Source organism: Lactobacillus jensenii DSM 20557, from assembly GCF_001436455.1.
Lineage (GTDB): Bacteria > Bacillota > Bacilli > Lactobacillales > Lactobacillaceae > Lactobacillus > Lactobacillus jensenii.
The window spans coordinates 1-6,551 of record NZ_AYYU01000037.1 but is presented as its reverse complement, the minus strand read 5'-3'; the positions used below and the strand labels follow the sequence as shown (position 1 = coordinate 6,551).

Here is a 6,551-nt window from a genome sequence, read left to right as displayed (position 1 = left end):
GCTGCATAGTATCAAGCTTTTTAGGCTTTTTCTTTATCTTATAATCAGACTATAGCATGATAGTTACAATATAATAATATTATTTTGAATGCGATTGCCGTAATTTTGTGACAATATATTTGAACTTAATAAATAATATTAAAATATTATTGTGATCTGACTTAATGCAAAAAAATTACGCTCTGTAGACTTTATATCATACATATGATTTTATCATATTATATTGCTTTATTAGTATATTTAATATATAATGTACGTAAAACATAAAGGAGGATGATGTAAAATGCCGGTAACTTTAGGTATTGATAACAAGTTAAAAGAGGAAACAAAGTCTAATTTGGAAAAAATGGGATTAGACATGACTACAGCTACTAAGATGTATTTTATATATATAAATCAACACGGAAAATTACCTTTTACTCCAAGTGTTGGTAGAAGTGAATTGGATAAAGCATTAGAACAAGTTAAAAATCATGAATATGCAGGTGAATATGATTCTTTAGAAGATTTTAGAAAGGATCTCTATTCACTGGATGAGAATTAAATTTACGCCTTTATACAAAAAATCCCTAAAAAAATTAAAAAAGAAGCACTATAACCTTCAATTATTAGACGAATGCGTAACTGCAATAGTAACTAGAGATAAAAAATTATTAAAAAAACATAAAGCACATAAGTTAACTAACTATTATGAACTACATATTCAAAATGACTGGCTTCTAGAATATACTTTTGATAAAAATACTGGAGAATTGATCTTGATCTTGATTGATACCGGTAATCATGACGACTTAAAAAGAAAAAAATATTAAGGAAAGGATTGCATTGATACATGAAAAGGTTAAATGATCTGCACAACCCGACTATAAACTATAATGTTGCTTACGATGAAGAGACTGGCGTAGAATATATTGTTCTATCCTATGGTCCGAGCATATCTATTACTCCACGCCTTGACAAATTTGGTAAACCTTTAAATTATTTTGATGTTAATCAATAAATATATATTTTATTCTAATAAATATATATTTTATTCTATATGTTATATTGCTTTGATATTATTAAAATAATGCTAAACTATTACAATTATCTTGCTTAGCGTAATATAAAAAGTATTATAATTCTAACTACGTTGAATAGCATCAAAAAACAGCCTAGATGGACTGCTTTATCAAATAGCTAATTTAGCACACTTACCAAAAGTTTCCATAAAGGATACCTATAACAGAATAAAGCCTAAAAAGCTGCATAGTATAAAGCTTTTTAGGCTTTTTCTTTGTACAAAAATCCTATCCTTATACCTTTTGTATAATATTAATATCTAGATAAAGATAATATAACTATATTATTGCAATAGTATGCTTTTAAAAAATCAATCAGATTTAAATATGATTATAATATTATTTATATGCTGTGATAATAATATGATCTTATCATTTTTTGTCATAAGCAAATAGTATCTTTATAGTTATAAAGCTTAGCATGGACATGAAGATTAAATCTTTATAATTTTTCATCAACCGATATATAAACAAATGAAAGCTTATGATAGGATGTAATAGGACAGAATACACAAATATTTAATATTTGTGTATATTAAAAGTAATAAAATGTTAAGCCAAGATAAGAAATTTTAATGGAGGAAGCATTATGTATGACGTTTTTAAAATAGTCAATTGGCTACGAGTTAGAAATAATGCTGATTTACAAGCCAATCCAAATGCAGAAGAATTAACGCAAATGAAGGCTATGAAATTACTGTATTATATTCAAGCCGCAAGTTTAGTTGTAACTGGTCATAGAATGTTCAAAGATGACATTGTTGCATGGAGATATGGCCCTGCTGTTGAATCTGTTCATAATAAATATATTCATCAACGTGGCATTGTAGGTTATGTTGATAATCAGTCTTTAAATGACTATCGTGAATTACAGAGTGATAGTCAAACTGCTGACATTTTAAATAGTATTTATGATATATATGGTCATAGTTCCGCCTATGATTTAATGCGTCAAACTCATAGCGAAAAACCTTGGAAAGAGACAAAGCAGAGTGAGGTTATTAGTGACGACAAAATAAAGAGCTATTTCAAGGATGTTTTTGTAATTAATGAAGATAACAAGTAGCCAAAATTTTTCTAATCATAATTTCCCTAAAAGACAAGAGATTAGGCATCATACCTCTAGACTTGCTTTTAACTTTTCTTTTTTAACAAATACGACGCAGTATAATTTAAAGAAGAATAATAAAAATGTAAATAACAAAATAAGATTAAAGCTTTTAGAAAAAATAGCTACTTTATCTGAGGAAGATAAAATACTTATTTTGAATCGTTCAAAAGAACAAGGATTAGAGTTAATGCCAGAAGACCAAGTAAAACTTAGAATTAAGCAAGAATTTAAAACTTCTGGCAGATACGATGAATGTGATGATGATTATTGGGTCTTTAGATTAAGCAAAAAAGGTCGCGTAATTGGAAAAATAAGTGATAATATTTTTTATATTCTCGCTGTTGATCCTAAATTTGATTTATATAAACATTAATTTAGAAGTCAGCATAAGCTGGCTTTTTTCTTATAATATTTTCTTGATGCTATTCCAAAAGCGTAAGAATGCTATAATAAATAATAGGCAAGCATTATTGCAAGCCTATTTAATCGAATGAACAAAATAATCAAATACTACTAAAATAACATTACAAAAAGGAAAATGATCTAAAATGCTAGTAACTTTAGGTATCGGTAAATTATACCTTTAACTGTTAACTGTAAAGAGCAAGAGCATGTTAGCCATTATTAACAAAATCGATATTATTTAAATAATATATGTAATATACCATAGATTTTTTAATGTATCATTGACAAAATAGGCAGTCTATCAATATATTGAAATGTATATTTTAAATTAAGTCAATTTGAGGAAAGAATAAAAAGTATGGTATCTATCTATCTATCTATCTGATTATGTAGGGCGCAGTCATAATGTCAACAACTTGTTATTTTTGAGACCTTTAAGAATTGTTTATTTCACCGCCAAAATCAGAAAGGCGGTGGCTTAATTGGCGCATAAAGAATATATCAAGGATCTTATAACTGGAAAACAAATTTTTAAAACCCCAGAAGAAATTAATAGACAAGGTATCATTAAGATTCTTCATGAAGATTATAATTATCCTCTATCATTAATGGTAAAAGAATTTGGCGTAAAGAAAAGTCCATCAGACGTTAAACGATCAGTTCCAGTTGACGTCGCCGTATTTGAAGGAAAGAAAGATTTAAAAAATAAAAAGCCAAAAATTTTTATTGAAACTAAGAAAGATAACTATAATTTAGGAAAAGATCAACTCAAAGATTATATGACTTTTGAACGTGATGTTGCTTATGGCATTTGGTATAACGGCCACAATGAAAATGGTCAAACAATTGCTTATTTCAAAAAGTACTTTAAAGACGGCACCCCTAAATTTGAAGAAATTTCAGATGTTCCTAAATATGGATTTAATTCTATTAATGAACAAATTAAATATTCCGATTTAAAGCCCACGAGCAATTTAAAAGTTATATTTAAAAATTTACGTGGCTTTTTAGCCGCTAATTCAACTGGTACAACGCGCGATGAGATCATTTTAGAACAGTTATCTATGATAATTATTACTAAGCTATATGATGAAAAATATGCAGAAGACACTTACGTAAAATTTAGAGTAGTTGAAGATAATCCCAAAAAGACAGCAGAAACAATTAAGCAACTCTATAATGAAGCAAAAAATCGCTGGAATGATGTTTTTACGAAAGACGATGAAATAACATTGGACGATGATGTCTTAATAAAAGTCGTTGCCCAGTTGCAGCATTATTCTTTAATGAATTCTAACCGTAATGTTATTTCGGAGGCATTTGAAAGTATCATCTCCTATGCTACTAAAGGATCACAGGGACAATTTTTTACGCCCGAAAATGTTGCTCGCTTAATGGTAGAAATTGCTAACCCGACTGAATCTACTACAGTTTTTGATCCAGCTAGCGGTACAGCTGGCTTTCTAACCACGAGCATGTTCCATGTCTGGAATCAAATACAGCAAACTAAAATGCGCGACGATGCAAAAAAAGATAAAGAGCAGCAATATGCCACTAACAATTTATTTGGAATTGAAAAAGACTCGTTTTTAGCAAAAATTTCCAAAGCATTTATGGCTGTTTTAGGCGATGGAAGAGCAGGCATATTTGTAGAAGACTCCTTAAAAGAAAAAAATTGGAAAATTGCCACGCAAGCAAAAATAAAAGATAAAAAATTCAATATAATTTTGACTAATCCACCATTCGGCAAAGATATTAAATTATCTACAGAAACTAAAGAGAATTTTGAATTTGGCAATAAAATTGAATTGGCTTTTATAGAAATGTCTTTAAGATATTTAGAAAAAGGAGGAATACTTGGCGTTATTCTTCCAGAAACAGTCTTTCATGCTCCAAAAGCACGCCAAGTTAGAGAAAAACTTTTCTATAAAAATAATATTACCCACATAATTGATCTGCCTCATGATACCTTTAGACCCTATAATAATGCTAAAACAGATATTATATTTTTGCGAAAAGGAGAAAGGCAACAAGAGTTTGTTACAGGAATAAAAATAGACGAAATAGGACATGATCATACCGGAAAAGCTAAGTATAAGTTTGATCCTCATACCTTTTCTTTTACTGATGAAATTGCCGATAAGATTCCAAGCATCGTTAATTCTTTGAGAAATAATTCTTCTTCAAATTAAAAAAAATACCTTTTTCAAAAATAAAAGAAAAAGATATCCTTGTAGCACGACCTTATTTTGAGATTAATAGTAGTTCCAAACAAATTACCTTAGGTGAGCTCTGCGACAATAATATTATTAAGAGTTTTGATGGTCATGGATCACCATTGAGTTACTTAAAAGGTTTAGGAACTAACCCATATATTAGAGTAAAAGATATTGTTAATTTAGAAATTGCCCATAATAGATTAGATGATATTCCCGATAAAGAATATGAGAGACTTTACTCTCCGGAAAAGACTCTTAAAGAAAAAGATATCGTTTTTGTAAGAAGAGGTAGTTATAGAATTGGAGACGTGGGTATTCTTTATAAAAAAGATCTACATTCCATTTTAACAAGAGAAATCCTAGTATTAAGGGTACTTAACAATGATCTTGGCATCACGCCGTTTAACTTATTAGGACTCTTAAATAGTCAAGGTGTAAGAAAGCAGTTAAACAATTTGATTTTAATGGATACAACTCTCCCAAATATTGGTGATAGATGGCGTGACATTAGAATTGATATTAGCAACAAAAGGGAGCTATCAAATCTTTCAAATCAAATCTATGAAATGTATAGTACTCGTTGTAAATTCTGGAATGAATATTCAAAATTATTCGGTAACGAATAATTTTAGCATTATAGAAAAAGCAGCCAAAACAAATCTTGACTGCTTTATTAGATAGCTAATTCATGCTATAATTACTTCTGAGAATGAACGTAATTACATTCAATAGTCAGGTTGGTAAATTAGCTTAGTGCTACTATCCCAACGCAGGCAAATGTGTTGCCAATCGGCACACTTACAAAAAGTTTCCGTAAAGGATACCTCTTTGTTATGAATTAGGTTTGCGAAATTTCTGACCTGCACTAGAATAAAGCCTAGAAAGCTGCAATGTACCGCATCTTCTAGGCTTTTTCTTTACTTTTAAACATGCCTTAATATTAAAAGAATATTTTTGGCAGTATTGTAATACCATTTAAATCATCTTACTTCATCAAAAAGATGATTTTTTATTAGTTTTATTGCTAATACACAAAAATATTGTGTATAATATATTTATAAATTATGAGAGGAGGAAAGACATGCCTTGGAAGCCAGCCAAAATGGTAAGGTTTCTTTTAAAACATGGCTTTGTTGAAGAACCTAAGAGTGGTGGACATAGATCTTTTTATAATCCTGAAACAGATTCCAATGCATGCGAAAGAATTAAGAAAAGGCACTGAAAACCAAATTTTAAAAGAAGCCGGCTTAAGCAAACGGGATTAGGAAATGCCCGCTTGCTTTGGCATATCTAAGTATTCATGAAACAAGATATAGCTACTTATCCAGTAATCTTAACTGAATATAACGATGAATCAGGGCATTACTATGTGGTTACATCTCCTAATATTCAAGGAATGGTCACAGATGGTGAAACTATCCCTGAAGCTTTAGAGAATGCTAAAGATGCATTAGCAACGATGTTAGCAAATGATCCAGAGCGTCCTGAAGTTCAAGATCCCAGAGAATGGACTTTAGACAAAGGACAACAAACCTCTTGGGTATCAGTAAACATGACTAGATGGCTCAATAAATATGGTAAAACCGTTAGAAGAAACATCTCTATTCCTGCTGATTTAAATGATTGGGCAAAGAAAAATAAAATTAATGTTTCAAAGGTTGCTACTGAAGCATTATATGATCTACAAGAAGCCTAGTTAGAAATATTACTCTACTTTTAGTAGCAACAAAAAGCAGTCAAGAAAATCTTGACTGC

The 6,551-nt window shown here is 29.9% G+C and carries 9 protein-coding genes; all 9 read left to right on the top strand.

From position 1 onward, the window contains the following. Positions 1-283: 283 nt before the first annotated feature. Positions 284-544 carry a type II toxin-antitoxin system RelB/DinJ family antitoxin gene (locus tag FC45_RS07080; RefSeq protein WP_006585524.1) on the top strand — a complete coding sequence of 87 codons (261 nt, stop codon included), beginning with the start codon at positions 284-286 and terminating at the stop codon, positions 542-544. After that, the gene (locus FC45_RS07075) at positions 534-812 is read left to right on the top strand and encodes a type II toxin-antitoxin system mRNA interferase toxin, RelE/StbE family (RefSeq protein ID WP_006587563.1); all 279 of its coding nucleotides are present in this window, start codon (positions 534-536) and stop codon (positions 810-812) included. The genes FC45_RS07080 and FC45_RS07075 overlap by 11 nt, the downstream gene beginning before the upstream one ends. A gap of 20 nt (positions 813-832) precedes the next feature. Next, the gene (locus tag FC45_RS07965; protein WP_006585526.1) at positions 833-1,000 is read left to right on the top strand and encodes a DUF6440 family protein; all 168 of its coding nucleotides are present in this window, start codon (positions 833-835) and stop codon (positions 998-1,000) included. Positions 1,001-1,650: 650 nt separating this feature from the next. Further along, a complete protein-coding gene (locus FC45_RS07070; protein WP_006587831.1) occupies positions 1,651-2,127 on the top strand; it encodes a Panacea domain-containing protein in 477 nt (158 codons plus the stop codon). Next, a complete protein-coding gene (locus FC45_RS07065) occupies positions 2,111-2,545 on the top strand; it encodes a hypothetical protein (protein ID WP_006587830.1) in 435 nt (144 codons plus the stop codon). The genes FC45_RS07070 and FC45_RS07065 overlap by 17 nt, the downstream gene beginning before the upstream one ends. A gap of 514 nt (positions 2,546-3,059) precedes the next feature. Beyond that, positions 3,060-4,769, top strand: coding sequence for a type I restriction-modification system subunit M (locus tag FC45_RS07060; RefSeq protein ID WP_006587829.1), 1,710 nt, complete (start codon positions 3,060-3,062; stop codon positions 4,767-4,769). Between the two features lie 146 nt (positions 4,770-4,915). After that, the gene (locus tag FC45_RS07055) at positions 4,916-5,422 is read left to right on the top strand and encodes a restriction endonuclease subunit S domain-containing protein (protein WP_006585530.1); all 507 of its coding nucleotides are present in this window, start codon (positions 4,916-4,918) and stop codon (positions 5,420-5,422) included. Positions 5,423-5,877: 455 nt separating this feature from the next. After that, the gene (locus tag FC45_RS07050) at positions 5,878-6,018 is read left to right on the top strand and encodes a type II toxin-antitoxin system HicA family toxin (protein WP_006587828.1); all 141 of its coding nucleotides are present in this window, start codon (positions 5,878-5,880) and stop codon (positions 6,016-6,018) included. A gap of 78 nt (positions 6,019-6,096) precedes the next feature. Next, a complete protein-coding gene (locus tag FC45_RS07045) occupies positions 6,097-6,492 on the top strand; it encodes a type II toxin-antitoxin system HicB family antitoxin (protein WP_006585532.1) in 396 nt (131 codons plus the stop codon). Positions 6,493-6,551: the final 59 nt, after the last annotated feature.